The following is a 26,195-nucleotide window of genomic DNA, read 5'->3' on the forward strand; positions in this document are numbered from 1 at the left end:
GTATTCATTGATAAATCCTCTTGCTCAGGAAGACCCCATGCCCGATTTCCAGAAAATCCTGATCGCCAACCGCGGCGAAATCGCAATTCGCATCATGCGCGCCGCCAATGAAATGGGCAAAAGGACCGTCGCCGTCTTCGCCGAAGAGGACAAGTTGGGCCTGCACCGGTTCAAGGCCGACGAGGCCTACCGCATCGGCGAGGGGCTGGGCCCGGTCGCCGCCTACCTCAGCATCCCCGAGATCATCCGCGTGGCAAAGGAATCCGGCGCCGACGCGATCCATCCCGGCTATGGCCTGCTTTCGGAAAACCCCGAATTGGTCGATGCCTGCGACAAGGCCGGCATCACCTTCATCGGACCGCGCGCCGAAACCATGCGCGCGCTCGGCGACAAGGCCAGCGCCCGACGCGTGGCGATCGAGGCGGGCGTGCCGGTCATCCCCGCCACCGAGGTGCTGGGCGAGGACATGGACGCCATCCGCAAGGAGGCCGAAGAGGTTGGCTATCCGCTGATGCTCAAGGCCAGCTGGGGCGGCGGCGGCCGCGGGATGCGCCCGATCATGTCCGCCAAGGAGCTCGAGGAAAAGGTCAAGGAAGGCCGGCGCGAGGCCGAGGCGGCCTTCGGCAACGGCGAAGGCTACCTGGAAAAGATGATCCTGCGCGCCCGCCACGTCGAGGTGCAGATCCTCGGCGACAAGCAGGGCAACATCTACCACCTCTACGAACGCGACTGCTCGGTCCAGCGCCGCAACCAGAAGGTCGTGGAGCGGGCCCCTGCCCCCTACCTCAGCGAGGCACAGCGCGAGGAGCTCTGTGAACTTGGCCGCAAGATCTGCGCCCATGTGAACTACGAATGCGCAGGCACTGTCGAATTCCTGATGGATATGGACACCGGCCAGTTCTACTTCATCGAGGTGAACCCGCGCGTTCAGGTCGAACACACGGTCACGGAGGAAGTGACCGGCATCGACATCGTGCAGGCGCAGATCCTGATCGCGGAAGGCAAGAACCTGTCCGAGGCCACCGGCAAGGCCAGCCAGTACGACATCCGCCTCACCGGCCATGCGCTGCAGACCCGGATCACCACCGAGGATCCGCAGAACAACTTCATCCCCGATTACGGCCGCATCACCGCCTACCGCTCTGCCACGGGCATGGGCATCCGGCTCGATGGGGGTACGGCCTATGCGGGTGGCGTGATCACCCGCTATTACGACTCGCTGCTGGTCAAGGTGACCGCCAAGGCGCCGACCCCGGAAAAGGCGATCTCGCGCATGGACCGCGCCCTGCGCGAATTCCGCATCCGCGGCGTGACCACCAACATCGACTTCGTGATCAACCTGCTCAAGCACCCGACCTTCCTGTCGAACCAGTACACGACCAAGTTCATCGACGAGACGCCCGAGCTCTTCAACTTCAAGAAGCGCCGCGACCGCGGCACCAAGGTGCTGACCTATATCGCCGACATCACCGTCAACGGCCATCCCGAGGTCGAGGGCCGGCCCGAGCCGCGCGTGGACCTCAAGAACCCCAAGGCCCCGCAGCCGCGCGGCGACGAGATGCCGAAAGGCACCCGCAGCCTGCTGGACGAGAAGGGTCCGCAGGCGGTGGCGGACTGGATGGCGGCGCAGAAACAGCTGCTGCTCACCGACACCACCATGCGCGACGGGCACCAGTCGCTGCTGGCGACGCGGATGCGCTCGATCGACATGATCAAGGCGGCCCCCGCCTATGCCCACAATCTGCCCGGGCTCTTCTCGGTGGAATGCTGGGGCGGCGCCACCTTCGACGTGGCCTACCGGTTCCTGCAGGAATGCCCCTGGCAGCGCCTGCGCGACATCCGCGAGAAGATGCCCAACATCATGACGCAGATGCTGCTGCGCGGGGCCAACGGCGTGGGCTACACCAACTATCCCGACAACGTGGTCAAGGCCTTCGTGGAACGGGCGGCGCTTTCGGGCGTCGACGTCTTCCGCGTCTTCGATTCGCTCAACTGGGTCGAGAACATGCGCCTCGCCATGGATGCGGTGATCGAGAGCGGCAAGGTCTGCGAAGGCTCGATCTGCTACACCGGCGACATCCTCGATCCGGACCGCGCCAAGTATTCGCTGAACTACTACGTCGCCATGGGCAAGGAGCTGAAGGCCGCAGGCGCCCATATCCTCGGCCTCAAGGACATGGCGGGGCTGCTGAAGCCCTCGGCCGCCGGCCCGCTGGTCAAGGCCCTGAAGGAAGAGGTCGGCCTGCCCATCCATTTCCACACCCACGACACCTCGGGCGCGGGCATCGGCTCGATCCTCGCCGCGGCGCAGGCCGGTGTCGACGCGGTCGACGTGGCGATGGACGCGCTGTCGGGCAACACCTCGCAGCCAACGCTCGGCTCCGTGGTCGAGGCGCTGCGCTTCACCGACCGCGACACCAAGCTCGACATGGCGGCGATCCGCGAGATGTCGACCTACTGGGAACAGGTGCGGATGCAATATGCCGCTTTTGAGTCGGCCATGCAGTCGCCCGCCTCCGAGGTCTACCTGCACGAGATGCCGGGCGGCCAGTTCACCAATCTGCGCGCCCAGGCCCGGTCGCTGGGTCTCGAGGAAAAATGGCCCGAGATCGCCAAGACCTATGCCGACGTGAACCAGATGTTCGGCGACATCACCAAGGTCACACCGTCCTCCAAGGTGGTGGGCGACATGGCCCTGATGATGGTGAGCCAGGGCCTCACCCGCGCCCAGGTCGAGGACCCCAAGACCGATGTGAGCTTCCCCGATTCGGTCATCGACATGATGAAGGGCAATTTGGGCCAGCCGCCGGGCGGCTTCCCCGAGAAGATCGTGAAGAAGGTGCTGAAGGGCGAGAAACCGAACACCGACCGCCCCGGCAAGGGCGTGCCGCCTGCGGACCTCGAAAAGACTCGCGCCGAGGTCTCCAAGGAAATGGAGGGCAAGGAGGTCGATGACGAGGATCTGATGGGCTACATGATGTATCCCAAGGTCTTCCTCGACTACATGGGCCGCCACCGCATCTACGGTCCGGTGCGCGTGCTGCCGACCCGCACCTTCTTCTACGGCATGGAACCCGGCGAAGAGATCACCGCCGAGATCGACCCCGGCAAGACGCTCGAAATCCGCCTGATCACCATCGGCGAAACCCACGAGGACGGCGAGGCGCGGGTGTTCTTCGAATTGAACGGCCAGCCCCGCACCGTGCGCGTGCCCAACCGCAAGGCCAAGGCCAGCTCGACCGCGCGCCCCAAGGCCGAGGTGTCGAACCCGAACCACATCGGCGCGCCGATGCCGGGCGTCGTCGCCTCGGTCGCGGCCACCGAGGGCAAGGAGGTCAAGGAAGGCGACCTGCTGCTCACCATCGAGGCGATGAAGATGGAAACCGGCCTGCACGCCGAACGTGACGCAAAGATCAAGGCGGTGCACGTCAGCGCCGGCGCGCAGATCGACGCCAAGGACCTGCTGATCGAACTGGAATGACCCGTTCCCGGCGCCGCCCTGCCGCGGGCGGTGCCGGAAAGACGCGCCCCGCGCCTGTCCCCTGCACCGCGGCGGATGCCCTGCGCGGCCCCCCGTGCCACGCCCCCCCTTCTTCGGTTCAGAATAACCCTCAGAGAGCACGAGAGACAGCGTCTCTCGTATGCCCGGCACGGGCATCCCCCGCGGTTGCCAAACCCGCCGAAACACGGTTTGCTCCGCGCCAGCCACGCCCGGAGCCGCGCCATGCACACGTGCCTTCTCTTCTCCGATCTGCACATCACCGCCCCCGGCGAGACCATCATCGGGCTCGATCCCGCAGACCGCTTTGCTGGCGCACTGGACCAGGCCCTGACCACCCATCCCGAGGCCAGACACCTGCTGATCCTCGGCGACCTCACCCACACCGGGCACCCGGAGGAATATGCCCGTCTGCGCACCCTGCTGGCGGATTGTCCGCTGCCGGTCACGGCGACCCTGGGCAACCACGACAACCGCGCTGCCTATTTCGCGGCCTTCCCCGAGGCCGCACAGGACGGCGACGGCTTTGCCCAGGCCGCGCTCGACATCGGACCCTGCCGGGTGCTGCTTCTCGACACCCTGGACGAAAGCGGCGCGCATCCCCTTCACGCCGGTTATCTCTGCGACACGCGGCTCGACTGGCTTTCCGCCCGCCTGGCCGAAGCGCCCGACCGTCCGACCCTGGTCGCCATGCACCATCCCCCGGTACGCACCGGATTCGACGGCATGGACCGCATCCGGCTGGTCAACGATACGGCGCTTATGGCGCTCTTGAACGATCACCCGCAGGTACGCCAGCTGGTCTGCGGGCATGTGCACCGCGCCATTTCCGGCAACCGCGCGGGCCTCGCCTGGAGCATCCTCAAGAGTCCCTGCCACCAGATGCCGATGCTCCTGGGCGCCGAGGGTTCGGGCCATTCCACGGACGACCCCGGCGGCTATGGCATCGCCCTGCTGACCCCGGACACCATGATCCTGCACGCCGAGGACGTCGCCCCCGCCCGCCCCGTCGCGCACTCCTCGCATTCCTGAAAGGACCGGCCCATGGCCCCCGTCACGACCCTCTACGCCAGCCTCATCGCGCTGCTTTTCCTAGGCCTCAGCATGCGCGTGGTCGCCTATCGCCGGGCGAAACAGGTCTCGCTCGGCGATGCCGGAGACCCGGCCCTCACCGCCAGCATCCGCGCCCAGGGCAACTGCGCCGAATACGCGCCCATCGGCCTGCTGCTCCTGCTGCTGGCCGAACTGCAATCGGCCCCGCCCGTAGCGCTGCACGTGCTCGGGCTGATGCTGCTCGCGGGGCGCACCCTGCATGCCTCGGCGCTGTCGCAACACCCGCAACCACTGGCCTCGCGTGTCGGCGGCATGATTCTGACCTTCACGATGATCGGCCTTGCCGCCCTTGGCCTGCTTCTGCACCGGCTCTTCTAGCCGACCACGCCCTGCGTCTTCGGATTGCAAATACCTCTCAGAGCGCGAGAGGCGGCGTCCATTGGACTTGAACCAATCGCGCCTCCAGTGGACGACCTCGCGTACGCCGGAACGGCAGTGCGGCGGCGACGCGTCGCACAATCGGACCGCAAAGCCCAAATTTCCCCTTGCAGCCAAACGCGCATGGCCTTAAATCCCCCTCACCCAAAGGTGCGGGCGTAGCTCAGGGGTAGAGCATAACCTTGCCAAGGTTAGGGTCGGGCGTTCGAATCGCCTCGCCCGCTCCATTGGGTCAAACGGCTGAAGCGCGGGCGTAGCTCAGGGGTAGAGCATAACCTTGCCAAGGTTAGGGTCGGGCGTTCGAATCGCCTCGCCCGCTCCAGCCGGACACCTTTCCAGAGACATGATGCGCGCCGCCGGACATCTCGACATGTCCGTCCCGTGTTTCTCGAGAAACACGTCTCCAGTCCGCCCGAGCCCAGACAGGGTCCGATCGACCGCGACACCGGCATTCTCGAGAATTCCGGCCCGTTTTCCTCGAGGAAAACGCGCGCCGCTCAGAACGCCTTGAAGGTCAGCGTCGTCAGCGTGCGTTCCAGACCCTCGATCCGGCTCAGGTTCTCGTTGATGAAATGCCCCACGTCCTGGTCCTCCGGCACGTAGAGCTTGAGCAGCAGGTCGTACTCGCCGCTGGTCGAGTAGAGTTCGGAATGAATCTCCCGCAGCGCGATCTCCTCGGCCACCGCATAGGTGGTCCCGGGCGTGCAGCGGATCTGGACGAAGACGCAGGTGGTCATGGCATTCCTCTCAGGAGTCGCCCCGCAATCTGGCACATCCGCACCGCGGGCCACAATGTCGAAATCCGCCCCCTTGGCGCGGGCGCCCTGCCCCCCTATAAGCCCGCTCAAGAGCTTCAGGAGACGCCCATGCGCACCGCCACCGTCACCCGCAAGACCGCCGAGACCGAGATCACCGTGACGCTCGACCTCGACGGCACCGGCCGGTACGACAACCGGACCGGCGTCGGGTTCTTCGACCACATGCTGGACCAGCTGGCGCGCCATGCGCTGATCGACCTGACCGTGCGCGCCACCGGCGACCTCCATATCGACGACCACCACACGGTCGAGGACACCGGCATCACCATCGGACAGGCCCTCACCGAAGCCCTTGGCGACAAGACCGGCATCCGCCGCTACGGCGCCTGCCTGCTGCCCATGGACGATGCGCTGGTGCGCTGCGCGCTGGACCTCTCCGGCCGGCCCTACCTCGTCTGGGACATGGCGATGCCCACGGACAAGATCGGCACCTTCGACACCGAACTGGTACGCGAATTCTTCCAGGCCCTGTCGGTGCATGGCGGCATCACCCTGCACGTCGAGGCGCTGAACGGCTTCAACAGCCACCACATCGCCGAGGCCACCTTCAAATCCGTGGCGCGCGCCTTGCGCGAGGCGCTCGAGACCGATCCGCGCATGGCCGAGGCGATCCCGTCCACCAAGGGCGCGCTCTGACCCTCCGCCCTTGACCCCCGCTCAGGAAACCGGCACTCCGACGCCGGAGCAACAACAGGCGACCCGATGCTGACAGCGATCATCGACTACGAATCCGGCAACCTGCACTCCGCCGACAAGGCGTTCCGCAAGATGGCCCGCGAAGTCGGCGCGGGGACCGTCATCGTGACCTCGGATGCCGACAGCGTCGCCCGCGCCGACCGCATCGTGCTACCCGGCGACGGCGCCTACCCCGCCTGCGCCGCGGCGCTCCGCACCAAGTCCGGCCTCTACGAGGCGATGGTCGAAGCCGTCGAAAAGCGTGGCCGTCCTTTCCTCGGCATCTGCGTCGGCATGCAGCTCATGGCCCGCAAGGGCCACGAATACGAGGAAACCGACGGGCTGGGCTGGATCGACGGCGAGGTCATGCACATCGCCCCCAAGGACCCGGCCTACAAGGTGCCGCACATGGGCTGGAACGACCTCATCCTCGACATGCCGCACCCGGTGCTCGAGGGCGTGACGACCGGCGACCACGCCTATTTCGTGCATTCCTACCAGATGCGCATGGCCGATCTCACGCAGCGTATCGCGCATGTGGATTACGACGAGGAAACCACAGCCATCGTCGGGCGCGACAACATGCTGGGCCTGCAGTTCCACCCCGAGAAAAGCGCCGACATCGGCCTGCGGATGATCGCCAACTTCCTCAAGTGGACGCCGTGACCGCGCCCGCTGCGGTGCTGTCCTGGTCGTCTGGCAAGGACTGCGCCCATGCGCTGCACGTCTGCCGCCGCGAGGGCATCGCCGATGTCCGCGCCCTGCTCACCACCGTCAACGAAGAGGCGGGCCGCGTCGCCATGCACGGCACCCGCCGCGCGCTGCTCGATGCACAGGCCGCGGCCTTGGGCCTGCCGCTGATCGCCGTCTCCCTGCCCTGGCCCTGCAGCAATGCTGAATACGAATCCCGCATGGCCCGCGCCACCGCGGACATCGCCGCGCGCGGCCTCACGCACATCGTCTTCGGCGATCTATTCCTTGAAGACATTCGCGCCTACCGCGAGGAAAAGCTCGCGGGCTCCGGCCTGACCCCGCTGTTTCCGCTCTTCGGCACGCCGGCGGACACGCCGCGGCTGGCGCAGGAGATGATGGCCTCGGGCCTGCGCGCCCGCATCGTCACCTGCAACCCCGAGAAACTCGATCCCGCCTTCGCAGGCCGCACCTGGGACCGGGCGCTTCTCGACGACCTGCCCGCCGGTGTCGACCCCTGCGGTGAAAACGGCGAATTCCACACCGTCGTCACCGACAGCCCGGAATTCGCCGCCCCGATCCCGCACGCGCGCGGCGAAACGGTGATGCGAGACGGCTTCGCCTATGCGGACGTGCTCCTGTCCGATATCTGATCCCCGCGCCGCGCGCTGGAACCGCGAAACCTCCCCTCTCTTGCGCCACCGCTCTCACACGCCGCGTGCCCCCTTCTTCGGTTCACAATAACCCTCAGAGAGCACGAGAGACTGGTCTCTCGTATCGCCCGAAGGGCGATACTGCTGCGCCGATGCGCCAGCGCATCGGACGGCGTCTCTCGTATCGCCCGGGTTCTCCCCGGGCGATTCCGAACCGCGGCCTCAGCTCTTCAGAAAGGACAACATCGCTTCGGTCACCCGGCTGGCATGCGTCGCGGTCATGCCATGCGGCGCGCCGTCGATCTCGCGCAGCTCGGCGCCGTCGATCATCTTGGCCGCCTGGCGTCCCGACGGCGCGATCGGCACGATCTGGTCGTTTGTGCCATGCAGCACCAGCGTCGGCACCTTGAACGCCGCCATGTCCGGGCGCAGGTCGGTCTGGCCGAAGGCGTCGATGCACCCGAGCGTCGCCTTGACGCTGCCCATCATCGCCATGCTCCAGGTCCAGTGCCGCACCGCGTCGCTGACCCCGCCGCCCTCGCTGCCTTCGCCGTAGAAGTCATTGAAGAACCCCTCGAGAAAGGCCTGCCGGTCGGTGCGCACGCCGGATTTCATCTCCTCGAAGACATCGCCGGGCACGCCGTCGGGATTGTCGTCGGTCTGCTTCATGAAAGGCGCGATGGACGAGATCAGCATTGCCTGGCTCACCCGGTCGCCGCCGTGGCGCGACATGTAGCGCGCCACCTCGCCGCCGCCCATGGAGAACCCGGCGACCGCCGCGTCGCGCAGGTCGAGCGCCTGCATCACCTTGCCGAGATCATCCGACAGCGTGTCGTAATCATACCCGTGAAACGGCTGCGCCGACCGGCCAAAGCCGCGCCGGTCATAGGCCACCACGCGGTAGCCCGCCTCGGCCAGCGCAAGCGCCTGGTGCTCCCAGCTGTCGGCATTGAGCGGCCAGCCGTGGATCAGCACGACCGGACGGCCGGAGCCCCAGTCCTTGACGTAAATCTCCGTGCCGTCGGCTGCGGTCACATAGGGCATGAAACTCTCCTCTTGTCTCGTGTCACATCAGAAACGCGGGGAGAGGCGGTGCGTTCCGGCGGCGCCCCGCGACCCCAGGCCATACCATGCGTGAGAACGGCGTGCCTGTTTCGCAGCAAATCATTGTTTCAATTGCTGGAAGATCAATGTCCGCTTCGAGCCCACTTTGACGGATGCTGCAACAGGTGCCAACGGCAGCTTTGGGATCGAAGTAGCTACTTCTACTATCGACCAGTGCCCACCAGTAAGGATTGAGTTTTTCACCGATTCTCGTAACAGTGTTCGCAGTAACACTTTAATTACTTGGGTGGCTCATGCTCGGTTCAGCACTGTATTTTCCACACATTGATATTCACGATCCGGCTTGGCTTCGCTCGGCAATTTTATTTTGGGACGAAATTCAAACAATTGCACCTAGTGCAATTGAAGATCCATATCTGAATATGGATACGAGGACTTGTCAAGCAGAGGGCTATCTACGCCCACTGAGATGTGACCTGCATCCGCATGTGATCGAAGATTTGGGGCGAAAGATATTGCGCCTTGGGGATTGTGAGAACGACAATTGGTGGCGAGCAAGACGGATTGGTAACCCTGTCTTTCAATCCGTTCACCAGGCTGATGAAATTACTTGGGAGCTGGAAGCGGCATTTCATGAAGTAGGGATGCATCCAGGAAAGATGACACCCGAAATTCGAGAGCTGGCTTTTCAATTCGGGTTGAGCAAAATGCATCGCGGAAAAGTTCCGCGAAGTGTACAGCGGATATTTCGGAAACTAGAAATGGCGCAAATGCACCCGGAAAAGATGCCGCGTGTAATGCGGGACATTTTTGATAGGGGGCACTCCAATGGCCCTCATGATGAGGAATGGCTTCTTGTTGATAGTCGATTTGCCGACGCATATATGTCAGCACTTGCAGCGCAACTTTCGAAGCAATTGGCGATGTCGCCACTGACGTCTTACGAGCGTGCTCAAGGCATGTCATTTCGGTTTATGTTTGATGATGTGGTGGACGCCTCACGTGATAGCGCTTCCGGGGCTATGGTCGGTGTGGTAATGCGCGGGTTGCGCGTTGACGCATCTGTGCCCGTGGAGACGTTGCTAAAGTTTCGACAGTCACGAAAAGATCAGTATTTAGACTTTGCAGGCAAGATTTCGGAATTATCTGAAAAGCTTTCGGATGCCGGAGAGGTCGAGGGTGCAGAGTTATTTGAAAGGGCACAGAAGGCATATGATAGGGATATTGAACCCAGCTTGCGGGCACTGAAGCGCGAACTAAGCAATCAGTCAATTTCGACTGTATGGGCAGGTGCCTACAGGGCGATCACGATTTCTGTGCCTTCTGCGGGGGCCCTTGCGTATTTTACTGGTTTGACTGGCCCGGCGCTCCTTGGGGCTGGGGCCGCCCTTGCAGCGGCAGACATCGGGGTTCGGGGGTATTTGGCGGGGCAAAAGGCACGGGCAGGCAATCCATTTTCTTATCTTCATGACATTGAGGCAAATTTCGGACTTCCTGACTTTGATGATGCATAGAGACATTGGTGGTCAATCACTAAGGCGCGATTGGCGTGGTTTTCTTATCACGCGCTAATGAGAGAAGACATTCGTGGGACTGCAGCGAAAGCCAACTTTGTCCGCAGACCCGGCATCCAAGCATCCCCTTGAAAACCGGGGACAGGCCGTGATCCGACCGAAATTCATTTGCAGCCATTGCACAGGAAACGCAGAGGGCCGGGCAAACCCGGCCCTCTCTCATCCCGAAACTTGCAACGAGATTACTGCACCCGGCTCCAGGTCTGCTGTTTGCAGAACGGGCCGACGCAGCCCGACACGTTCAGCGTGTTGCCCGACAGCGCCATCTTGGACTTGTAGACCTTGCCGGTGGACGGCTGCCAGATCTTGCCGTCCGAATAGGACCCGCCGCCCGCCGGCGTCATGTCCCAGACCAGCGGCTTGCCGATGTTTTCGGACTTGAACTCGCCGCTGGCATTGAAGGTGCGGCTGATCACGCCGCAGATGTCGCCGCCGCAGGGGCGCATGGTGATGTAGGCGTAGGCGCCGTCGTCCACCTCGGTCTTCCAGACGCCCTCGACCGGATCGGCCGCCGCGGGCCCCGCGCTCAGCACCAGCGCCGCCAGCATCATGCTCAGTTTCTTCATCTCGTCCTCTCCTCCCATTGAGTGGCTGCCAAAGCCTGAGCCGAGCACCGGGATCAAATCAAGACTGACGTGAGGTCGCGTTGCATCTGCCGTTCCGTCATATAAAAGCCGGAACGACCAGACCGGAGTGCCGCCATGATCCTCTACCCCGCCATCGACCTCAAGGACGGCCAGGCCGTGCGGCTGCTGCGCGGCGACATGGAGAAATCCACCGTCTTCAACGACAGCCCCGCCGACCAGGCTCGCGCTTTCGTCGATGCAGGCTGCCAGTGGCTGCACCTCGTGGACCTCAACGGCGCCTTCGCCGGGCAGCCGGTGAACGGCGCGGCGGTCGAGGCGATCCTCGCCGCCTGCCCCGGCGTGCCGGCGCAGCTGGGCGGCGGCATCCGCGACATGGCCACCATCGAGGCCTGGCTCGACAAGGGCCTGCAGCGGGTGATCCTGGGCACCGTGGCGGTGGAGAACCCGGCGCTGGTGCGCGCGGCGGCCAAGGCGTTTCCGGGACAGGTCGCGGTCGGCATCGACGCCCGCAAGGGCCGTGTCGCCACCAAGGGCTGGGCGGAAGAGACCGACGTGATGGCCGACGACCTCGCCCGAAGCTTCGAGGACGCAGGGGTCGCCGCGATCATTTATACCGATATCGACCGCGACGGCGCCATGGGCGGCCCCAACGTGGCCGCGACCGAAGCGCTGGCGCGGGCGGTGTCGATCCCGGTCATCGCCTCGGGCGGGGTGTCGTCGCTCGACGACCTGATCGCCCTGCGCGACACCGGAGTCATCTCGGGCGCGATCTCGGGCCGCGCGCTCTACGACGGGGCGCTCGATCTGCGCACCGCTCTGGACGCGCTGGCCTGAAATCACTCCGATGCGGCGGTGACGAAATTCTCCAACGCCCCGGACATCTTGGCGATGTACTCCGCATCGTCGTCGATGTTGCCCAGATCGTCGAACATTTCTTCGGGATCCTCGTAGGCGACCATCACCTGCCCGCCCTCGTTCTGGTAGACCAAGACCTTGAGCGGCAGAAACAGCCCCGCCTGCCGGTTGTCGAGGATCGCCGGCGTGCCGATCGCCGGATTGCCGAAGACCACCAGCTGCGACGCGCCGATATCCTCGCCCACCGACTCGGCACCCGCGCCATGATCCACGACCGCGAAGACCGTGGCCCCGGCTTCCTCGATGGCGGCGGTGAGCTTGTCGACGGTCTGCGCCACGGTAAACTCCGACCCGCGCGTGACGATCTCGTCATCGGCCAGGGCCGCGCCCGGCACCAGCACCATCGCGGCGGCGGCAAGTATCTGTTTCATCTCATAGGTCTCCCTCATTCGCCCGGCGGCAGGGTCCAAGAAAACCGCCCCGCCCTCTGGAAGGTAACCGCCATCCCGCATAAAAGGTCCTCACACCCGGTAACAAAGGCGCAACCATGCTCAAGACCCGCATCATTCCCTGTCTCGACGTCGCCGATGGCCGCGTCGTCAAAGGCGTGAACTTCGTCGACCTCGTCGACGCGGGCGATCCGGTCGAAGCCGCCCGCGCCTACGACGCCGCGGGCGCCGACGAGATATGCTTTCTCGACATCATGGCGACCGAGGAAAACCGCGGCACGATGTTCGACGTGGTGACCCGCACCGCCGAGCAATGCTTCATCCCGCTCACCGTAGGCGGCGGCGTACGGACCGTGGCCGATGTCCGGTCGCTGCTGCTGGCGGGTGCGGACAAGGTCAGCTTCAACTCCGCCGCGGTGGCCGACCCGGACGTGGTAACCGCCGCCGCCGACCAGTTCGGCAGCCAATGCATCGTCGTGGCCATCGACGCCAAGACCGTCTCGCCCGGCCGGTGGGAGATCTTCACCCACGGCGGCCGCCGCGCCACCGGCATCAACGCGGTGGATTTCGCCATGGAAATGGCCGCCAAGGGCGCCGGAGAGATCCTGCTCACCTCAATGGACCGCGACGGCACGCGCGAGGGCTTCAACATTGCGCTCACGCGGGCGATCTCGGACGCGGTGCACGTTCCGGTCATCGCTTCGGGCGGCGTCGGCACGCTCGATCACCTGGTCGAAGGCGTGACAGAAGGCGGCGCCTCGGCGGTGCTGGCCGCGTCGATCTTCCACTTCGGCGATTTCACCATCCACGAGGCCAAGGCGCATATGGCCGCCAACGGCATCGCCATGAGGATGTCATGACGCTCGACGACCTTGCGCGCGTCATCTCGGACCGAGCCACGGCCGATCCCGACAGCAGCTGGACCGCGAAGCTTTTGGCGAAAGGGCCCGAGAAATGCGCCGAGAAATTCGGCGAGGAAGCCATCGAGGCCATCATCGAGGCTATCAAGGGCGACCGCGCCGCCCTCACCGCCGAGGCCGCCGACGTGCTCTTTCACCTGCTGGTGATGCTGCAGGCCCGAGACGTGCCGCTCGCGGACGTCATGTCCGAACTCGCCCGCCGCCAGGGCACCTCCGGCCTCGCCGAAAAGGCCGCCCGCGGCGACTGATCGCCCTTGGTCCGTCTTTCCATCCGACGACCCGCGAATCGAAACGCGAGAGCTTTTCGATGCGCCTCCGAGATGCCGGCACCCCACCTGACGGGTCGCTTGCCGCCAAAGCCGTCTCGACACGGGGTCCCACCCCGTGACCGACTCGCGCCGTTCCCCCTTCATCTTGCCAGTAAMCCYCCGGGGGGTCKGGGGGGCTGSCCCCCCAGTAGTCCGGCGCTCCGGCCCCCAGTTTTCCTGCGATCAGGCGGCGTTTTCCGGGGCCACAATGCCACAGGACCATGTCCCCACCCTGTCGCCGGGGATGGCGGGCGGGGCGTCTTTCGGCCCCGCCGAAAGCGCGCCGTCCCGGCAGCCTCAGAGTTTCGAGGAAATCACCCCGGTCGCAAACCCGCCCATCCGCAGCTCACCGAAGAGCCGTTGGTATTCGATCTTCGGGCAGCGGTTCATCACCACGTCGATGCCGCGCGCCTCGGCCTTCGCCGCCGCCTCGGCATGTTCCACGCCGATCTGCATCCAGATCGTGCGCAACCCTTCGCAGGTCTCCAGCGCCTCGTCGACGATCTCCGGCACCGCTTCGGACCGGCGGAAGATGTCGACCATGTCGACCGGTCCCTCGATCTCGGAAAGGCTGCCGCAGACCTTTTTGCCAAACAGCATCTGCCCCGCAAGGCCCGGGTTGACCGGCACCACGTCGAACCGTTTGAGCGCAAGGTAGCGCGCAACGTAATAGCTGGGCCGCACCGGGTTGGCCGACACGCCGACCACGGCGATGCGCCGGGTGCGGGTCAGGATATCCTTGAGGAGGGCGTCGGAATAGCTCATGGCGCCACGCTATACGCAGTCCCGCGAAGAAAAAAGCGCCCAAGCGAAGCTTGGGCGCCAGTACGGAACGAGGGACAGTGAAGGGCGCGCGGGAGTTCCGAACCCGCGGCCATGACAGGCAAATATGCACCACTTTCCGATTTTAAAGCCCGGTCAAGCATCTGTGATCAAAACGACGCTTCCAGCGGCGCGGCATGGCCCGCGCGGTCTGAGGCGGGCACCGTTTCATGCAGGCGTTCGGAGGGGTCCCGCCCCACCACACGGCGCTGCCGCAGCAGGAAGAATTTGCCGAATCCCCGCCAGGTGCCGACCTTGGGCGCCGCCGGGTCGCAGGGAAACCGCGCGCGCCAGCCCTCGGGCAGGGTCAGGCCGCACAGTTCCAGCCGCTCCAGCATCCAGACCAGCGCGATGTTCGACACCGGCCGCGCCGCGTCGAACCCGCCCAGCTGTCCGCCGACATCGCCGTGACTGCCGGGAAACCAGACCTGTTCCACCTGCCCGGCGCGGTGCGGCGGACAGGTCCAGAGCACCGGCGCATAGGCCCGCCGGGTTTCGTCCAGCGCCAGCGCGTGGAAGCCGCGGCGCGTGGCGGGCCCGAGTTCATGGTTGTGAAAGCCGTGCTTTTCCTCGGTGAAGCGCCAGAGCACCGGCACCCGGAACCCCAGCGCCTTCACCGTGTCCCAGACGCCGATCATGTCGATGGCGATATCGTCCTGGCAATAAGCCTTCGAGAACGCCTTGGCCGCGGCGCTGTCCGGGTCGCCCTGATAATGGCGGTAAAGCTGCCGCAGGTTGCGCTCGGTCGCGGCCTCGGCGCGCAAGAGCCCCAGCCGGTCGATGATCCCCGCCAGCGACCGCACCGCAAAGGCGCCGCGGGAATAGCCCAGCAGGTAGATGCGGTCGCCGGGCCGGTAGCGCGACGCGAGCACGCCGTAGGCCCGCCGGATCTGCCGGTTGATGCCGCGCCCCAGCATCACATCGGGCGTAGCGCGCCAGTCGGGCCATTGCAGACCCGCCTCGTAGTAAAGCGACAGCGCCCCGCCGCCCTCGCGCAAGAGCTTGTAGGTCAGACCGGCGTTGGTCTCGGCTCCCGGCGCAAGCGACGACAGGGTGCCGTCGAGGATGATGACATGATCGCGGCAGCCGCGGGACGGCGTAACGGTTTCTCGGCGCGGTGCAAAGCGCCGCGTCAGCCAGCCAAGCCAGCGCTCACTCAGCCGCGAGAGGCCGTTCATCCTGCAACATGCTCCACACTCTTTGCGGCGTGAAGGGCATGTCCGCCTGCCGCACCCCGCGCGCCCAGAGCGCATCCTGCACCGCGTTGGCCACCGCCGCCAGGGCGCCCACGGTCCCGGCCTCGCCGCAGCCCTTCATGCCCATCGGGTTGGCGGTCGATGGCACCGGTTCGGTGTCGAAGCCGATCATCGGCACATCCGTCGCACGCGGCATGGCGTAATCCATGAAGCTGGCGGACAAGAGCTGCCCTTCCTCGTCATAGACCACCCGTTCGGTCAGCGCCTGACCGATGCCCTGCACCACCCCGCCATGCACCTGGCCCTCGGCCAGCATCGGGTTGATGAGATTGCCGAAATCGTCGACGACCGTGTAGCGGTCGACGCGCACCACGCCGGTTTCGGGGTCGATCTCGACCTCGGCCACATGGGCGCCGTTCGGGAAACTGCGCGCCGGTAGCTGCGCCGTCGCCTCGTGCACCAGCAGGTCGTTCCGTCCCTTGGCGCGGGCCATCTCGGCCACTTCGAGCATCGTCGGCGTGAGGTTCGTGCCCTCGGCGCGGAACCGTTCATCGTCGAAGCTGACGGCGCTCGCCGCGACCCCCGCCTCCTCGGCGACGACGGCGCTGAATTTCTCGACGATCTCCGCCACCGCCGTCAGCGTCACGTTCGTCTGCACCGTGACCGACCGCGATCCGCCGGTGCCGCCGCCCCGCGCGATCCGGTCCGAATCGCCCTGCACGACTGCGATCCGGTCCGTCGGGATACCGGTCTGGTCCGACAGGAACTGCGCGAACACCGTCTCGTGCCCCTGCCCGTTGCTTTGCGTGCCCACGTAGATCAGCGCGCCGCCCTCTTCGGTGAATTCGACTTTCACGTCCTCCGAAGGTGCACCCAGAATGCTTTCGATATAGTAACAGAGCCCCTGCCCGCGCAGCAGCCCCACCGCCTCGGACTTGGCGCGGCGCGCGGCAAAGCCGTCGCGGTCGGCGCGGCGGGCGGCATGGTCCAGCACTCGGGCGAAATCGCCCACGTCGTAAGTTTCACCCACCAGCGTCTTGTAGGGAAATTGGTCGGGCTTGATGAAGTTGCGGCGGCGCAGGTCCCAGGGATCGACGCTCAGCTCGCGGGCGGCGCGGTCCATGATTCGTTCCAGCGCATAGATCGCCTCCGGCCGCCCGGCGCCGCGATAAGCATCGACCTGGGTGGTGTTGGTATAGACGCCCTGCACATGCAGCCAGATCGCCGGCATGTGATAGACGCCCGTGAGGACGCGGGAATAAAGCTGGCTCTGGATCAGCTGGGCGAAGTTGGAATTGTAGGCCCCGAGATTCGAGATGGTTTCGGTCCGAAAGCCGGTGATCCGGTGATCCGCGTCGAAGGCCAGCTCCAGCGTCGAGGTCAGATCGCGCCCGGCATTGTCGGTGAGCATCGCCTCGCCGCGCTCGGACATCCAGCGCACCGGACGACCCAATGCGCGGGCGGCGAAGGCACAGACGTGATATTCGGGATACGGCATGCCTTTCATGCCGAAGCCGCCGCCGACATCGGGGTTGGTGACCCGCACCTGCTCCGCATCGAGACCCAGCGCACGCACCAGCTCGCCCTTCATGCCCCAGACGCCCTGACCGTTGAAGGCAAGGTGCAGGCGCTCGCCGTCCCACTCCGCGTAGCAGCCGCGCGGCTCCATGGCGTTGCAGATGATGCGGTTGTCGTCGACCTTCAGCGTCACGGTGTGGGCGGCGCTGTCAAAAGCCGCCGCGGTCGCCGCCTCGTCGCCCATCGCCCAGTCGTAGGCCCGGTTGTCCGGGGCTTCGGGGTGGATTTGCGGCCCGCCGGTCGCCAGCGCCGTGTGCACCGGCAGGTCCTTGAGATCGACCTCGATCAGTTCGGCCGCGTCGCGGGCCTGGTCCAGCGTCTCGGCAAAGACCATCGCCACCGCCTCGCCGACAAAGCGCACGCGGTCCCGTGCCAGCAGCGGCCGTTCGGGGCTGGCGCCCATGCTGCCGTCGCGGTTCTTGACCAGCGTCGCAGGGATGCCGATCTCGACGCCCGCCTCGAGCAGATCCTGCGCGGTCAGCACCAGCGCCACGCCCTCAGCCTCGCGCGCGACGGTGACGTCGAGCCCGGCGATCTCGGCATGGGCCACGGGCGAGCGGAAGACGAAGCCGTGCAGTGCGTCCGCCGGCGCGATGTCGTCCACGTAGCGGCCCCGTCCGGTCAGGAATCTGCTGTCTTCGATGCGCTTCACCGGTTGGCTCTTGCCGAACTTGTCCATGCCGTGCCCTCCTTGCTGGCTTGGCGCGACATTAGCCCCTGAGGCCCGGGTGTCCAGAGCGGCTGTCCGTCCGGCTGCGGGTTGCCTGCGGCAAACGAGAGACGCTGTCTCTCGTGCTCTCTGGAGTTTGTCGGCAAGATGAAGGCGCGAGGCTAGAGGGTGACGATGCGACGGGCGCCGAAGCCGTTGAAATCGGTGACCAGCGCGCCGGAATAGGCGCCCATGCCGTCGATCAGCAGCCAGTCTTCTTCCGCAAGGTCGGCGGGCAGCGGCAGCGATGCCGGCAGCTGGTCGAGCGAATCGCAGGTCGGGCCGAAGACGCGCACCGGATGCGCCGGCCCGGTGCGGGTTTTGCCAGCGGGATCGAGCACCGCGATGCGTCCGCCTGCGGGCAGGTCGCGCCATTCGCCCAGGGCGCCGTAGAGGCCGTCGTTGAGGGTGATCCGCCCGGGCTCTGCCGCCTTGACGCGCAGCGCCAGGCAAAAGGCCTCCGCGACCATGGCGCGGCCGGGTTCGCAGACCAGCGGCGGCGGCGGGCCGGTGAAGGCGGCTTTGGCGGAAGCGTCGATGCGGGCGAAGACCCTCTCCAGATCCGGCGCGGGTCCGGCGCCGCGATGCGCCGCGAAGCCGCCGCCGACGTTGAGCCGTCGCAGGGTGACCCCGGCGCGGGCGGCGATGCCCGCACAGGCGGCGATGTAGCGCTCCCAGACCGCGGGCGCGTCGCACTGGGTGCCGGGGTGGAAGGTCATCGACGGGGTCAGGCCGCGTCTTGCCACCGCTTGCAGCAGCGCCGCCGCGGCCTCGGGCTCCGCGCCGAATTTCGCGCCGAAGTCATAGGCAGCGCCGGGTACGGGCAGTTTCAGCCGCACGGCAATTTCGCTGCCGGGCGGCAGGGCGGCGAGTTTGTCGAGTTCGGACAGGCGGTCGACGGACCATGATTGCACACCCAGGCGCAGCCCCTCGGCAATCTCGGCGCGGCTGCGCACAGGGTTGTGGAAATGCAGGGCGGCGTCCGGGCAGGCCGCGCGCACCGCCTGCATTTCCGGCACCGAGGCCACGTCGAAGGTGCGCAGGCCCGCGGCCACGAGGTTGTCCAGCACGCAAGGAGCCGGGTTGGCCTTGACCGCGTAGGTCACGGCGCCGGGAAAGCCGCGCAGAAACCGCTGCGCCGTGGCCTGCAGGGTCGCGGGCCGGAAGAAGAAAACCGGCGCATCGGGGGTATTGCGCCGTAGCCAGGCGCCGGGGTCGGCGCCGAAGGGGTCCTGTTTCACCATCTGCTCTGCCTCTTCATGGGTCTTGGTGGGTCTTGCAGGATCAGTCTGCGCGCCTGTCTTGCCGGATGGCAGCGTCAGATGGTAGGTTCTGACTCATTCTTTCGTCATTACGCCGGAACAGACATGCAGATCGACGAAACCGACCGGGCGCTGATCGCGGCGTTGTCAGAAGATGCCCGCGCCCCGGTGGCAGACCTCGCGCGGCGGCTGGGGCTGGCGCGCACCACGGTGCAGGCTCGGATCGACCGGCTGCTGGCGCGCGGGGTGATCGCGGGGTTCACGCTGCGGCTGGGGGCGGCGCATCGCGCGCCGATCCGGGCCACGGCGCTGGTGTCGATCGAGCCGCGGTCGGGTGCTGCGGTGCTGGCGCGGCTGAAGTCGCTGCCGGGGGTCGAGACGGTACACACGACATCCGGACGGGTGGACCTGATCGTGACGCTGCGCGCGCCCTCGACCGAAGCGCTGGACGAGACGCTGGACCGGATCGGCGAGGCCAAGGGGGTGCGGTCGTCCGAGAGCCTCGTGCACCTCAGCACCAAGATCGACCGCAGCGCGTGACGCCGGCGGCGGTGGGCGGCGGCTAGACGCCCACGTCCGGACCGAGGCACATCATCGGTTCCTCGTCCTGCCGGGCCTCGTAAAGCGCGGTGGAGGCGGGATCATTCTCGAACACCGCGCGCAGGCCCGACCCTTCGCGGAAGAAGGTCCAGCACTGCGGCACCGGGTTGTCCTCGTAGACGAAACAGATCTGCTCGGCCTCCTCGTACCAGTAGCCGTCCTTGCACTGGCCGTCGAGGAAGGACCAACGCACGCGGCGGTCCGGCAGGTAGCGTTCGACCCCGTAAGCCTGACCGTTCTGCCCGAAATAGAGCGTCTTTCCGGTCACGTAGGCTTCGAATTCGGCGCCGGACATGGCGGCCTGCGCCAGCGCCGGGAGCGCGAGGAACAAAGCGGTCGAGAGGGCCATCAGCTGTTTCATGCGCGGCAGTCTGGACAGGCGGGGCGGCGGGCGCAACAGAGATCGTTCAAACGTGATTGAAATCCGCGGACCAGCGCCGGGCGCGGCGGTCCATGATCCGGCGCCAGACCGGCGGCAGCAGGGCCAGGGTGGCCATCACAGGCAGCGAGTGCGGCAGCACCGGCATCGCGGTGCGGTCCAGCTCCAGCCCCGGATAGGCGCGTGCGGGCCGCGCGTGGTGATCGGAATGGCGCGGCGCGTTGAGCATGAGCGCGCTGGTGAACCCCTGCGGCGCGTTCCAGCTGTGCGCGGGGCCGACGGGCGCCCATTTGCCGGGCGCGACTTCTGCGCGGCGCAGACCGTAATGCTGGACGTAATCCGAGAGCAGGAGCTGCGCCTGGGCATAGGCCGAAAGCCCCAGCAGCCAGAGCAGCCCCGTGCCGCCGCCGATCAGCAGCGCCACGGCCATCGATGCGGCAGAGCCGGCGCCGTAGATCGCGTAAGGATGTACGCCGCCCTGCCCGCGTTTTGCCAGCCGGGCGCGTTCGGCCCGGTAGCCCTCGACGAAGGAACCGATCCAGGCGCGCAGGGCGAAGCGGTAGAAGCCTTCGCCCAGCCGCGCCGAATTGGGGTCTCGGTCGGTGGCGGCATGGATGTGGTGCACCCGCATGTGCGCCGAGGCGTGGTGCCCGAAGAGCACCGAGGCATAGACCAGCATCCCCAGCCGCCGCGCGCCGCGGTCGGGTTGGTGGATGAGTTCATGGGCGTTGGAATTGCTCACCTGCCCGAGATAGAGGCCCAACGCCGCGAAGCACAACACCGCCTGCAGCGGCGCCATGCTGGCACTCAGCGTCGCGACGCCGCCGTAGAGCAGCGGGAAATGCAGCGCGCCCAGCAACAGCGACAGCCCGCGGCCGGCGGGAAACTCCTGCCCCTCGGGCGCATCAGGGGCGCAAAGCGCGGCCAGCTTGTCGAGGAAATAGGCCAGCGCGGTCATGTAGCCCAGCGCCAGCGCCGGCCAGATCCCGCCCTGCAAAAGCGCCAGCGCCAGCAGGGCGACCATGCTCAGCGTGATGATGGCGAAGCGCGCCATGTGTCCGTCCGTGCCCCTATCCTTTTGGCGGCCTTAAGCCGGGTCCGTCCCCATGTTACCCCTATCGGAAAATTCCGTCACCCATGGGACGAGATCGCGGCGAATCCGGGCCGTTTCGCACGGGCGTTGCGTCGTTTTTGGTCTCGCATCGAAACGCGCCTCGGCTAGGGTGCCGCAAATCGCAGGAGAATGACCCAGATGGCACTCGACGAACGCAAGGGCGTGTGGAAACGCGGCAAGGGCAAGGGCCGGCATCACACCAAGGGCCGCCCGCTCGAGGACCAGGCCTGGGCCGAGGTGCAGGGGCTGTTGGGCGACCGTCCGCGGCGGCGCGACCTGCTGATCGAATTCCTGCACCTGATCCAGGACCAGTACGGCCACCTTTCGGCGGCGCACCTGCGCGCCCTGGCCGAAGAGATGCGCCTGTCGATGGCCGAGGTCTACGAGGTCGCGACCTTCTACGCGCATTTCGACGTGGTGAAGGAAGGCGAGACGCCGCCGCCCGCGCTGACCATCCGGGTCTGCGATTCGCTGTCCTGCGAACTGGCGGGCGCCGAGGCGTTGCAACAGGCGCTCGAAGCGGGGCTGGACCCGGCCGAGGTGCGCGTTGTCCGCGCGCCCTGCATGGGCCGCTGCGACACCGCCCCGGTGCTGGAACTGGGCCATGCGCATATCGATCACGCCACGCCCGAAAAGGTGCACGCGGCGATCAAGGCCGGCGACACCCATGCCCATATCCCGGACTACGAGGACTACGCCGCCTATGCGGCCAACGGCGGTTACGAGACGCTGAAGGACCTGCGTGAGAATGGAGACTGGGAAGCGGTGCAGCAAAAGGTGCTCGACTCCGGTCTGCGCGGCCTGGGTGGCGCAGGCTTCCCGTCGGGCAAGAAATGGGGATTCGTGCGCGCCAACAAGGGCACACGTTACCTCGCCGTCAACGGCGACGAGGGCGAGCCCGGCACCTTCAAGGACCGCTACTACCTCGAACGCACGCCGCACCTTTTCCTCGAGGGCATGCTGATCGCCGCCTGGGCGGTAGAGGCGCAGACCTGCTTCATCTACATGCGCGACGAATACCCGGCGGTGCTGGAAATCCTGCGCCGCGAGATCGCGGCACTCGAGGATGCGGGCGTGGTCGAGGCCGGATATATCGACCTGCGCCGCGGCGCCGGGGCCTATATCTGCGGTGAAGAAAGCGCGATGATCGAATCGATCGAAGGCAAGCGCGGCATCCCGCGCCACCGCCCGCCTTACGTGGCGCAGGTCGGCGTCTTCGACAAACCGACGCTCGTACACAACATCGAAACGCTGCACTGGGTCGCCCGTGTCTGCCGCGAGGGCGGCGAGATCCTCTCGGGTGTCGAGAAGAACGGCCGCACCGGGCTGCGCTCCTACTCGGTCTCGGGCCGGGTGAAAAACCCCGGCGTGCACCTGTTGCCCGCCGGATCGACCATCCGCGACGTGGTGGAGGCCGCGGGCGGGATGCTCGACGGCCATACGCTAAAGGCCTACCAGCCCGGCGGCCCGTCCTCGGGCCTGCTGCCCGCGTCGATGGACGACATCCCGCTCGATTTCGACACATTGCAACCGCACGGGTCGTTCATCGGCTCGGCGGCGGTGGTGGTGCTGTCGGACAAGGATTCGGCGCGAGACGCGGCGATCAACATGCTGCGCTTCTTCGAGGACGAAAGCTGCGGGCAGTGCACGCCCTGCCGTGTGGGCTGCGAAAAGGCGGTGAAGCTGATGCAGGCGCCCAAGTGGGACCAGCCGCTGTTGGAAGAGGTCTGCCAGGCCATGGCCGACGCCTCGATCTGCGGGCTGGGACAGGCGGCGCCGAACCCGATCCGCCTGACGATGAAGCATTTTCCCAACGAGGTGTGAGCGCGTAGGGTGGGTTTTCAACCCGCCCTTTGTGCCGTCGCGACACCGCGCGGACTCAAAGCCGCCTGGGTCCGCCGCGCGATCGCAGGACCGCCCCCCAGTCAGGCAATGCGGTGGAGCACGCACGAGGCTGAGCCTTCGTCCGTATCTGCGCGGATAAATCGCCCATCATCCACGCCGGAACGCCAAACCTCGGTCCGTCGCGCGCTTAGCTATCACGAAAGCACCGCGCGCTCGGCGGAAAAGGATTGGGCCAGGCCATCTGGCGCCAAGCGTCGCGGCCCCTAGCCGTTCGCGTAAACCGCGCAAATGCAGCCGCGGTTTTTCAATTGGCTGCAATAGCGCCAGGCCGCGTCGCGGTCGTCGCGGCCGATGCGGGCCATGTAATAGCCGCCACGCGGGCTGGCACGGCTTTTCTCGTAGACGTAATCCACCGTCTCGCCCTTCACCAAGGCGGCGCAACTGCGCGTTTTCTCGGAATACTTGCGCCGTGCCGCGTCGACCGAGGTGCCGAAGGCCAGTTGCACCCCCCAGGGCTTGACCGCCGGTTCCGGCTCCGGATAGGCCGTGAGCCGCCGGTTGCGCGCGAGGTCATGGCAGGCGGCGCGGAACGGCACGTCGCCCTGCAGGCGGAAATCGTGCCCTTCGGGCGGGTCGTCGCGCCAGGTCTCTGCGGTGAGCCCGGTGATGATCTGCACGTAGTTCACCGTCTCGCGCGCCAGCCCGCCGGTCTTGGCCACCAGCCCGTCCGCGCGCCGCTCGCCGCCGTTGTAGGCCACCGCCGCGAGGCCGGGGTTGCCGTAACGCTGCGACAGCTCGCCCAGGTAGTCCGCGGAATGTTCCAGCGCCTCGGCGGGGTTGTAACTGTCCGACAGGCCCCGCAGGGCGGCGGTCGAGTCGATGAACTGCGCGATGCCGCGCGCGTCCGCATGGCTCAGCGCATTGGGGTCGAACCGGCTTTCCTGCCAGATCAGCCGCGCGAAGAACCCCGGAGGCAGGCCGTTGGCGCGGGCGAAGATGTCGATGGCCTGGCAGGCGTCGTGCACGAAATGCGATGGGCGGATGCACTGCACGTGGCCCCATTTGCCGGTGCTGCACATGGTGCCCGGCTCGGCGCGCGCAAACCCCGGCCACAGCGCCGACGCCAGCCACAGACACGCCAAGTTCACCCACCACCTCATGCCCCGACTAGGCCGTGTCGCGGGCGAAAGGTCAACTCGGACTTTCACTCAGACGCGGCAGGCATTAGGTCAGAAGGGTCGGTAACAGCGCAGGCGCCAGATGTCCTTTTTCGGCAAGCTCAAGAACAAGCTCTTCAAATCTTCCTCGCGGCTCGAGGAAGGGCTCGATGCCATCGTCGAGGATGGCGGCAGCGCCGATCCCGATCCGCGCCCCGACCTGCCCGACCCGGAGCCGCCCACGACGCCCGAACCCGACGCTCCGGACGTGACACCGCCCTCCGATCCGACGCCCGACCGCGTGCCCGAAACCCCGCCTGCGCCGCCGCAGGAAGCCCCGCAGACCAGCGATCCCGTCCCGGCGCCCGAAGAGACACCTCCCGGCCCCGGCCCGGACGTGACACCGCCCGCCGACCCGACGCCGACCCCGCCCGCGCAGCCCGCACCGCCGCCGCAGGAAATTCCGGCGCAGCCGGACCCGACACCGACCGCGCCGCCGCAGGAAATCCCGACGCAGGTGCCGCCGCAGCCCTCGGGCGGTCTCTTCGGGCGGCTCATGGGCCGCAAGCCCGACGCGCCGGTGATGCGCCGCACGCTCGACGACGACATGCTCGAACAGCTCGAAGAGCTGCTGATCGCCGCCGACATGGGCGTCGACACTGCGCTGAGGGTCACCGCCAACATGGCCGAGGGACGCTATGGCCGCAAACTCTCCACCGCCGAGATCAAGGCGCTTCTGGCGGCAGAGGTCACGCGGATCATGGAGACGGTGGCGAAGCCCATGCCGCTCTACCCGACGAAGCCGCAGGTGGTGCTGGTGGTGGGGGTCAACGGGTCCGGCAAGACCACGACCATCGGCAAGCTGGCCAGCCAGTTCCGCGCCGCCGGCAAGACCGTGGTCATCGCCGCCGGCGACACCTTCCGCGCCGCCGCCGTGGAACAGCTGCAGGTCTGGGGCGACCGCGCCGGGGTGCCGGTGCTCACCGCGCCCGAGGGCTCGGACCCCGCGAGCCTTGCCTTCGACGCCATGACCAAGGCGCAGGCCGACGGCGCCGATCTGCTGATGATCGACACCGCCGGCCGCTTGCAGAACCGCGCCGACCTGATGGAGGAACTGGCCAAGATCGTCCGCGTCATCCGCAAGAAGGACCCGGACGCGCCGCACAACACCCTGCTGGTGCTTGATGCCACCACCGGCCAGAACGCCCTGCGTCAGGTCGAGGAATTCCAGAAGCTCGCCGATGTCTCGGGCCTGGTGATGACCAAGCTCGACGGCACCGCCAAGGGCGGCGTGCTGGTGGCGCTCGCCGACAAGTTTGGCCTGCCGATCCACGCCATCGGCGTGGGCGAGCAGATCGACGACCTCGCCCCCTTCGACCCCGAGGAATTCGCCGCCGCCCTGACCGGTCTCGAGGCCTGAGCCCTCAATGGGTGCCGATTGCCCGTCCGAATTTCCGGACAAGGAACAGCACGAAGATCACGATGGCTGTGGTCATCGCCGCCAATGGCATCTGACCCGCGCCACAGCCGAGCCCGATGGCCCCGGCAAGCCAGAGCGATGCGCCCGTGGTGACGTTCTGCACCTTGCCACCCGAGGTGAAGATCACCCCTGCGGCCAAAAAGGCCACCCCGGCGGTCACCGCCTCGATCATGCGCAGGGGATCGTTGCGCTGTTCGCCCGCGCCGAAATCCATCGCCGCCAGTTCACGGCCCAGGATGACAAAGAGACAGGCCGCCACCGACACGAGGATATGCGTCCGAAGCCCCGCGGGCTTGTCGCGCATTTCGCGCTCGAATCCCACGATACCAGCCAGCAGGATCGCGATCATCAATCGGGCAAAGGCCACCGGTGCCGGGATGGTGGAAAAGGTGCCAGTGAATTCCTTGAAGATCTGGTCGATCATACGGCCTCTCAGTGCGTTCGCGTTGCCAACACAATGCCCCGCCGC

25 protein-coding genes and 2 tRNA genes are annotated in these 26,195 nt (G+C 66.5%); 15 read left to right on the plus strand and 12 right to left on the minus strand.

Going from position 1 to position 26,195, the window contains the following annotated elements:
• Positions 1-37: 37 nt before the first annotated feature.
• From DU478_RS17760 to DU478_RS17780, 5 genes are all read left to right on the plus strand, one after another.
• Entirely contained in the window at positions 38-3,481 is a 3,444-nt protein-coding gene (locus DU478_RS17760) for a pyruvate carboxylase (protein WP_114512314.1), read from the plus strand.
• Positions 3,482-3,724: 243 nt separating this feature from the next.
• Entirely contained in the window at positions 3,725-4,531 is an 807-nt protein-coding gene (locus tag DU478_RS17765; protein WP_114512315.1) for a phosphodiesterase, read from the plus strand.
• 12 nt (positions 4,532-4,543) lie between these two features.
• On the plus strand, positions 4,544-4,930 hold the full coding sequence (locus tag DU478_RS17770; protein WP_114512316.1) for an MAPEG family protein: 387 nt from the start codon (positions 4,544-4,546) through the stop codon (positions 4,928-4,930).
• 212 nt (positions 4,931-5,142) lie between these two features.
• Positions 5,143-5,217, plus strand: a tRNA-Gly gene (locus DU478_RS17775).
• 20 nt (positions 5,218-5,237) lie between these two features.
• Positions 5,238-5,312 (plus strand) — tRNA-Gly (locus DU478_RS17780).
• Between the two features lie 175 nt (positions 5,313-5,487).
• Here DU478_RS17780 and DU478_RS17785 read toward each other — a convergent pair.
• On the minus strand, positions 5,488-5,727 hold the full coding sequence (locus DU478_RS17785) for an Lrp/AsnC family transcriptional regulator (RefSeq protein WP_114512317.1): 240 nt from the start codon (positions 5,725-5,727) through the stop codon (positions 5,488-5,490).
• A gap of 129 nt (positions 5,728-5,856) precedes the next feature.
• Here DU478_RS17785 and hisB point away from each other — a divergent pair, with 129 nt between their 5' ends.
• The 3 genes from hisB to DU478_RS17800 all read left to right on the plus strand — a co-directional run bounded on the left by hisB (position 5,857) and on the right by DU478_RS17800 (position 7,826).
• Entirely contained in the window at positions 5,857-6,444 is a 588-nt protein-coding gene (gene hisB, locus DU478_RS17790; RefSeq protein WP_114512318.1) for an imidazoleglycerol-phosphate dehydratase HisB, read from the plus strand.
• Between the two features lie 66 nt (positions 6,445-6,510).
• Positions 6,511-7,149 carry an imidazole glycerol phosphate synthase subunit HisH gene (hisH, locus tag DU478_RS17795; RefSeq protein WP_114512319.1) on the plus strand — a complete coding sequence of 213 codons (639 nt, stop codon included), beginning with the start codon at positions 6,511-6,513 and terminating at the stop codon, positions 7,147-7,149.
• Positions 7,146-7,826, plus strand: coding sequence for a Dph6-related ATP pyrophosphatase (locus DU478_RS17800; RefSeq protein ID WP_233501401.1), 681 nt, complete (start codon positions 7,146-7,148; stop codon positions 7,824-7,826). Before hisH ends, DU478_RS17800 begins: the two co-directional genes overlap by 4 nt.
• A 222-nt stretch (positions 7,827-8,048) precedes the next feature.
• On the opposite strand, the gene DU478_RS17805 is transcribed toward DU478_RS17800, so the two are convergent.
• On the minus strand, positions 8,049-8,870 hold the full coding sequence (locus DU478_RS17805; protein WP_114512321.1) for an alpha/beta fold hydrolase: 822 nt from the start codon (positions 8,868-8,870) through the stop codon (positions 8,049-8,051).
• Between the two features lie 314 nt (positions 8,871-9,184).
• On the opposite strand from DU478_RS17805, the gene DU478_RS22725 reads away from it, so the two are divergent.
• Positions 9,185-10,405, plus strand: coding sequence for a DUF6236 family protein (locus tag DU478_RS22725; protein WP_147276382.1), 1,221 nt, complete (start codon positions 9,185-9,187; stop codon positions 10,403-10,405).
• A gap of 242 nt (positions 10,406-10,647) precedes the next feature.
• Here DU478_RS22725 and DU478_RS17810 read toward each other — a convergent pair whose 3' ends face one another.
• Complete coding sequence (locus DU478_RS17810) at positions 10,648-11,031, minus strand: DUF2147 domain-containing protein (RefSeq protein WP_114512322.1); 384 nt, start codon at positions 11,029-11,031, stop codon at positions 10,648-10,650.
• 135 nt (positions 11,032-11,166) lie between these two features.
• On the opposite strand from DU478_RS17810, the gene hisA reads away from it, so the two are divergent.
• Complete coding sequence (gene hisA / locus DU478_RS17815; protein WP_114512323.1) at positions 11,167-11,886, plus strand: 1-(5-phosphoribosyl)-5-[(5-phosphoribosylamino)methylideneamino]imidazole-4-carboxamide isomerase; 720 nt, start codon at positions 11,167-11,169, stop codon at positions 11,884-11,886.
• 2 nt (positions 11,887-11,888) lie between these two features.
• On the opposite strand, the gene DU478_RS17820 is transcribed toward hisA, so the two are convergent.
• The gene (locus DU478_RS17820) at positions 11,889-12,338 is read right to left on the minus strand and encodes a DUF302 domain-containing protein (protein WP_114512324.1); all 450 of its coding nucleotides are present in this window, start codon (positions 12,336-12,338) and stop codon (positions 11,889-11,891) included.
• 116 nt (positions 12,339-12,454) lie between these two features.
• Here DU478_RS17820 and hisF point away from each other — a divergent pair, with 116 nt between their 5' ends.
• Together hisF and DU478_RS17830 are read left to right on the plus strand one after the other, a co-directional pair.
• Entirely contained in the window at positions 12,455-13,216 is a 762-nt protein-coding gene (gene hisF, locus DU478_RS17825; protein ID WP_114512325.1) for an imidazole glycerol phosphate synthase subunit HisF, read from the plus strand.
• Positions 13,213-13,524: a phosphoribosyl-ATP diphosphatase gene (locus DU478_RS17830; RefSeq protein ID WP_114512326.1), complete on the plus strand. Its 312-nt coding sequence runs from the start codon at positions 13,213-13,215 to the stop codon at positions 13,522-13,524. Before hisF ends, DU478_RS17830 begins: the two co-directional genes overlap by 4 nt.
• 357 nt (positions 13,525-13,881) lie before the next feature.
• On the opposite strand, the gene DU478_RS17835 is transcribed toward DU478_RS17830, so the two are convergent.
• The 4 genes from DU478_RS17835 to DU478_RS17850 form a co-directional block, all read right to left on the minus strand.
• Positions 13,882-14,349, minus strand: coding sequence for a CoA-binding protein (locus tag DU478_RS17835; protein ID WP_114512327.1), 468 nt, complete (start codon positions 14,347-14,349; stop codon positions 13,882-13,884).
• A gap of 167 nt (positions 14,350-14,516) precedes the next feature.
• Entirely contained in the window at positions 14,517-15,584 is a 1,068-nt protein-coding gene (locus DU478_RS17840) for a DUF2235 domain-containing protein (protein WP_114512328.1), read from the minus strand.
• Positions 15,559-17,859: a xanthine dehydrogenase family protein molybdopterin-binding subunit gene (locus tag DU478_RS17845; RefSeq protein ID WP_114512329.1), complete on the minus strand. Its 2,301-nt coding sequence runs from the start codon at positions 17,857-17,859 to the stop codon at positions 15,559-15,561. Before DU478_RS17845 ends, DU478_RS17840 begins: the two co-directional genes overlap by 26 nt.
• 152 nt (positions 17,860-18,011) lie before the next feature.
• A complete protein-coding gene (locus tag DU478_RS17850; protein WP_114512330.1) occupies positions 18,012-19,133 on the minus strand; it encodes an alanine racemase in 1,122 nt (373 codons plus the stop codon).
• A 123-nt stretch (positions 19,134-19,256) separates the two neighbouring features.
• Between DU478_RS17850 and DU478_RS17855 the strand changes: the two genes are divergently transcribed.
• Positions 19,257-19,691 carry an Lrp/AsnC family transcriptional regulator gene (locus DU478_RS17855; RefSeq protein ID WP_114512331.1) on the plus strand — a complete coding sequence of 145 codons (435 nt, stop codon included), beginning with the start codon at positions 19,257-19,259 and terminating at the stop codon, positions 19,689-19,691.
• A 22-nt stretch (positions 19,692-19,713) separates the two neighbouring features.
• On the opposite strand, the gene DU478_RS17860 is transcribed toward DU478_RS17855, so the two are convergent.
• Both DU478_RS17860 and DU478_RS17865 read right to left on the minus strand, forming a co-directional pair.
• Positions 19,714-20,112 (minus strand): hypothetical protein, encoded by a 399-nt coding sequence (locus DU478_RS17860; RefSeq protein ID WP_114512332.1) that lies wholly within the window; start codon positions 20,110-20,112, stop codon positions 19,714-19,716.
• A gap of 46 nt (positions 20,113-20,158) precedes the next feature.
• On the minus strand, positions 20,159-21,184 hold the full coding sequence (locus DU478_RS17865; RefSeq protein WP_114512333.1) for an alkane 1-monooxygenase: 1,026 nt from the start codon (positions 21,182-21,184) through the stop codon (positions 20,159-20,161).
• 198 nt (positions 21,185-21,382) lie between these two features.
• Here DU478_RS17865 and DU478_RS17870 point away from each other — a divergent pair, with 198 nt between their 5' ends.
• A complete protein-coding gene (locus tag DU478_RS17870) occupies positions 21,383-23,068 on the plus strand; it encodes an NAD(P)H-dependent oxidoreductase subunit E (protein ID WP_114512412.1) in 1,686 nt (561 codons plus the stop codon).
• Between the two features lie 284 nt (positions 23,069-23,352).
• Here the strand turns inward: DU478_RS17870 and DU478_RS17875 are convergent, their stop codons facing one another.
• Positions 23,353-24,237 (minus strand): lytic transglycosylase domain-containing protein, encoded by an 885-nt coding sequence (locus DU478_RS17875; protein ID WP_233501403.1) that lies wholly within the window; start codon positions 24,235-24,237, stop codon positions 23,353-23,355.
• Between the two features lie 112 nt (positions 24,238-24,349).
• Between DU478_RS17875 and ftsY the strand changes: the two genes are divergently transcribed.
• Positions 24,350-25,666: a signal recognition particle-docking protein FtsY gene (ftsY, locus tag DU478_RS17880; RefSeq protein ID WP_114512335.1), complete on the plus strand. Its 1,317-nt coding sequence runs from the start codon at positions 24,350-24,352 to the stop codon at positions 25,664-25,666.
• 4 nt (positions 25,667-25,670) lie between these two features.
• Here ftsY and DU478_RS17885 read toward each other — a convergent pair whose 3' ends face one another.
• Positions 25,671-26,150, minus strand: coding sequence for an MgtC/SapB family protein (locus tag DU478_RS17885; RefSeq protein ID WP_114512336.1), 480 nt, complete (start codon positions 26,148-26,150; stop codon positions 25,671-25,673).
• Between the last annotated feature and the right edge of the window lie 45 nt (positions 26,151-26,195).

The sequence above is a fragment of the Thalassococcus profundi genome (assembly GCF_003344785.1).
GTDB lineage: Bacteria > Pseudomonadota > Alphaproteobacteria > Rhodobacterales > Rhodobacteraceae > Puniceibacterium > Puniceibacterium profundi.

Excerpts from the sequence above, each read along its gene's own strand:
- DU478_RS17760 (WP_114512314.1), top strand. The coding sequence starts at position 38 with ATGCCCGATTTCCAGAAAATCCTGATCGCCAACCGCGGCGAAATCGCA.
- DU478_RS17765 (WP_114512315.1), top strand. The coding sequence starts at position 3,725 with ATGCACACGTGCCTTCTCTTCTCCGATCTGCACATCACCGCCCCCGGC.
- DU478_RS17770 (WP_114512316.1), top strand. The coding sequence starts at position 4,544 with ATGGCCCCCGTCACGACCCTCTACGCCAGCCTCATCGCGCTGCTTTTC.
- DU478_RS17785 (WP_114512317.1), bottom strand. The coding sequence starts at position 5,727 with ATGACCACCTGCGTCTTCGTCCAGATCCGCTGCACGCCCGGGACCACC.
- hisB (WP_114512318.1), top strand. The coding sequence starts at position 5,857 with ATGCGCACCGCCACCGTCACCCGCAAGACCGCCGAGACCGAGATCACC.
- hisH (WP_114512319.1), top strand. The coding sequence starts at position 6,511 with ATGCTGACAGCGATCATCGACTACGAATCCGGCAACCTGCACTCCGCC.
- DU478_RS17805 (WP_114512321.1), bottom strand. The coding sequence starts at position 8,870 with ATGCCCTATGTGACCGCAGCCGACGGCACGGAGATTTACGTCAAGGAC.
- DU478_RS22725 (WP_147276382.1), top strand. The coding sequence starts at position 9,185 with ATGCTCGGTTCAGCACTGTATTTTCCACACATTGATATTCACGATCCG.
- DU478_RS17810 (WP_114512322.1), bottom strand. The coding sequence starts at position 11,031 with ATGAAGAAACTGAGCATGATGCTGGCGGCGCTGGTGCTGAGCGCGGGG.
- hisA (WP_114512323.1), top strand. The coding sequence starts at position 11,167 with ATGATCCTCTACCCCGCCATCGACCTCAAGGACGGCCAGGCCGTGCGG.
- DU478_RS17820 (WP_114512324.1), bottom strand. The coding sequence starts at position 12,338 with ATGAAACAGATACTTGCCGCCGCCGCGATGGTGCTGGTGCCGGGCGCG.
- hisF (WP_114512325.1), top strand. The coding sequence starts at position 12,455 with ATGCTCAAGACCCGCATCATTCCCTGTCTCGACGTCGCCGATGGCCGC.
- DU478_RS17830 (WP_114512326.1), top strand. The coding sequence starts at position 13,213 with ATGACGCTCGACGACCTTGCGCGCGTCATCTCGGACCGAGCCACGGCC.
- DU478_RS17835 (WP_114512327.1), bottom strand. The coding sequence starts at position 14,349 with ATGAGCTATTCCGACGCCCTCCTCAAGGATATCCTGACCCGCACCCGG.
- DU478_RS17840 (WP_114512328.1), bottom strand. The coding sequence starts at position 15,584 with ATGAACGGCCTCTCGCGGCTGAGTGAGCGCTGGCTTGGCTGGCTGACG.
- DU478_RS17845 (WP_114512329.1), bottom strand. The coding sequence starts at position 17,859 with ATGGACAAGTTCGGCAAGAGCCAACCGGTGAAGCGCATCGAAGACAGC.
- DU478_RS17850 (WP_114512330.1), bottom strand. The coding sequence starts at position 19,133 with ATGGTGAAACAGGACCCCTTCGGCGCCGACCCCGGCGCCTGGCTACGG.
- DU478_RS17855 (WP_114512331.1), top strand. The coding sequence starts at position 19,257 with ATGCAGATCGACGAAACCGACCGGGCGCTGATCGCGGCGTTGTCAGAA.
- DU478_RS17860 (WP_114512332.1), bottom strand. The coding sequence starts at position 20,112 with ATGAAACAGCTGATGGCCCTCTCGACCGCTTTGTTCCTCGCGCTCCCG.
- DU478_RS17865 (WP_114512333.1), bottom strand. The coding sequence starts at position 21,184 with ATGGCGCGCTTCGCCATCATCACGCTGAGCATGGTCGCCCTGCTGGCG.
- DU478_RS17870 (WP_114512412.1), top strand. The coding sequence starts at position 21,383 with ATGGCACTCGACGAACGCAAGGGCGTGTGGAAACGCGGCAAGGGCAAG.
- ftsY (WP_114512335.1), top strand. The coding sequence starts at position 24,350 with ATGTCCTTTTTCGGCAAGCTCAAGAACAAGCTCTTCAAATCTTCCTCG.
- DU478_RS17885 (WP_114512336.1), bottom strand. The coding sequence starts at position 26,150 with ATGATCGACCAGATCTTCAAGGAATTCACTGGCACCTTTTCCACCATC.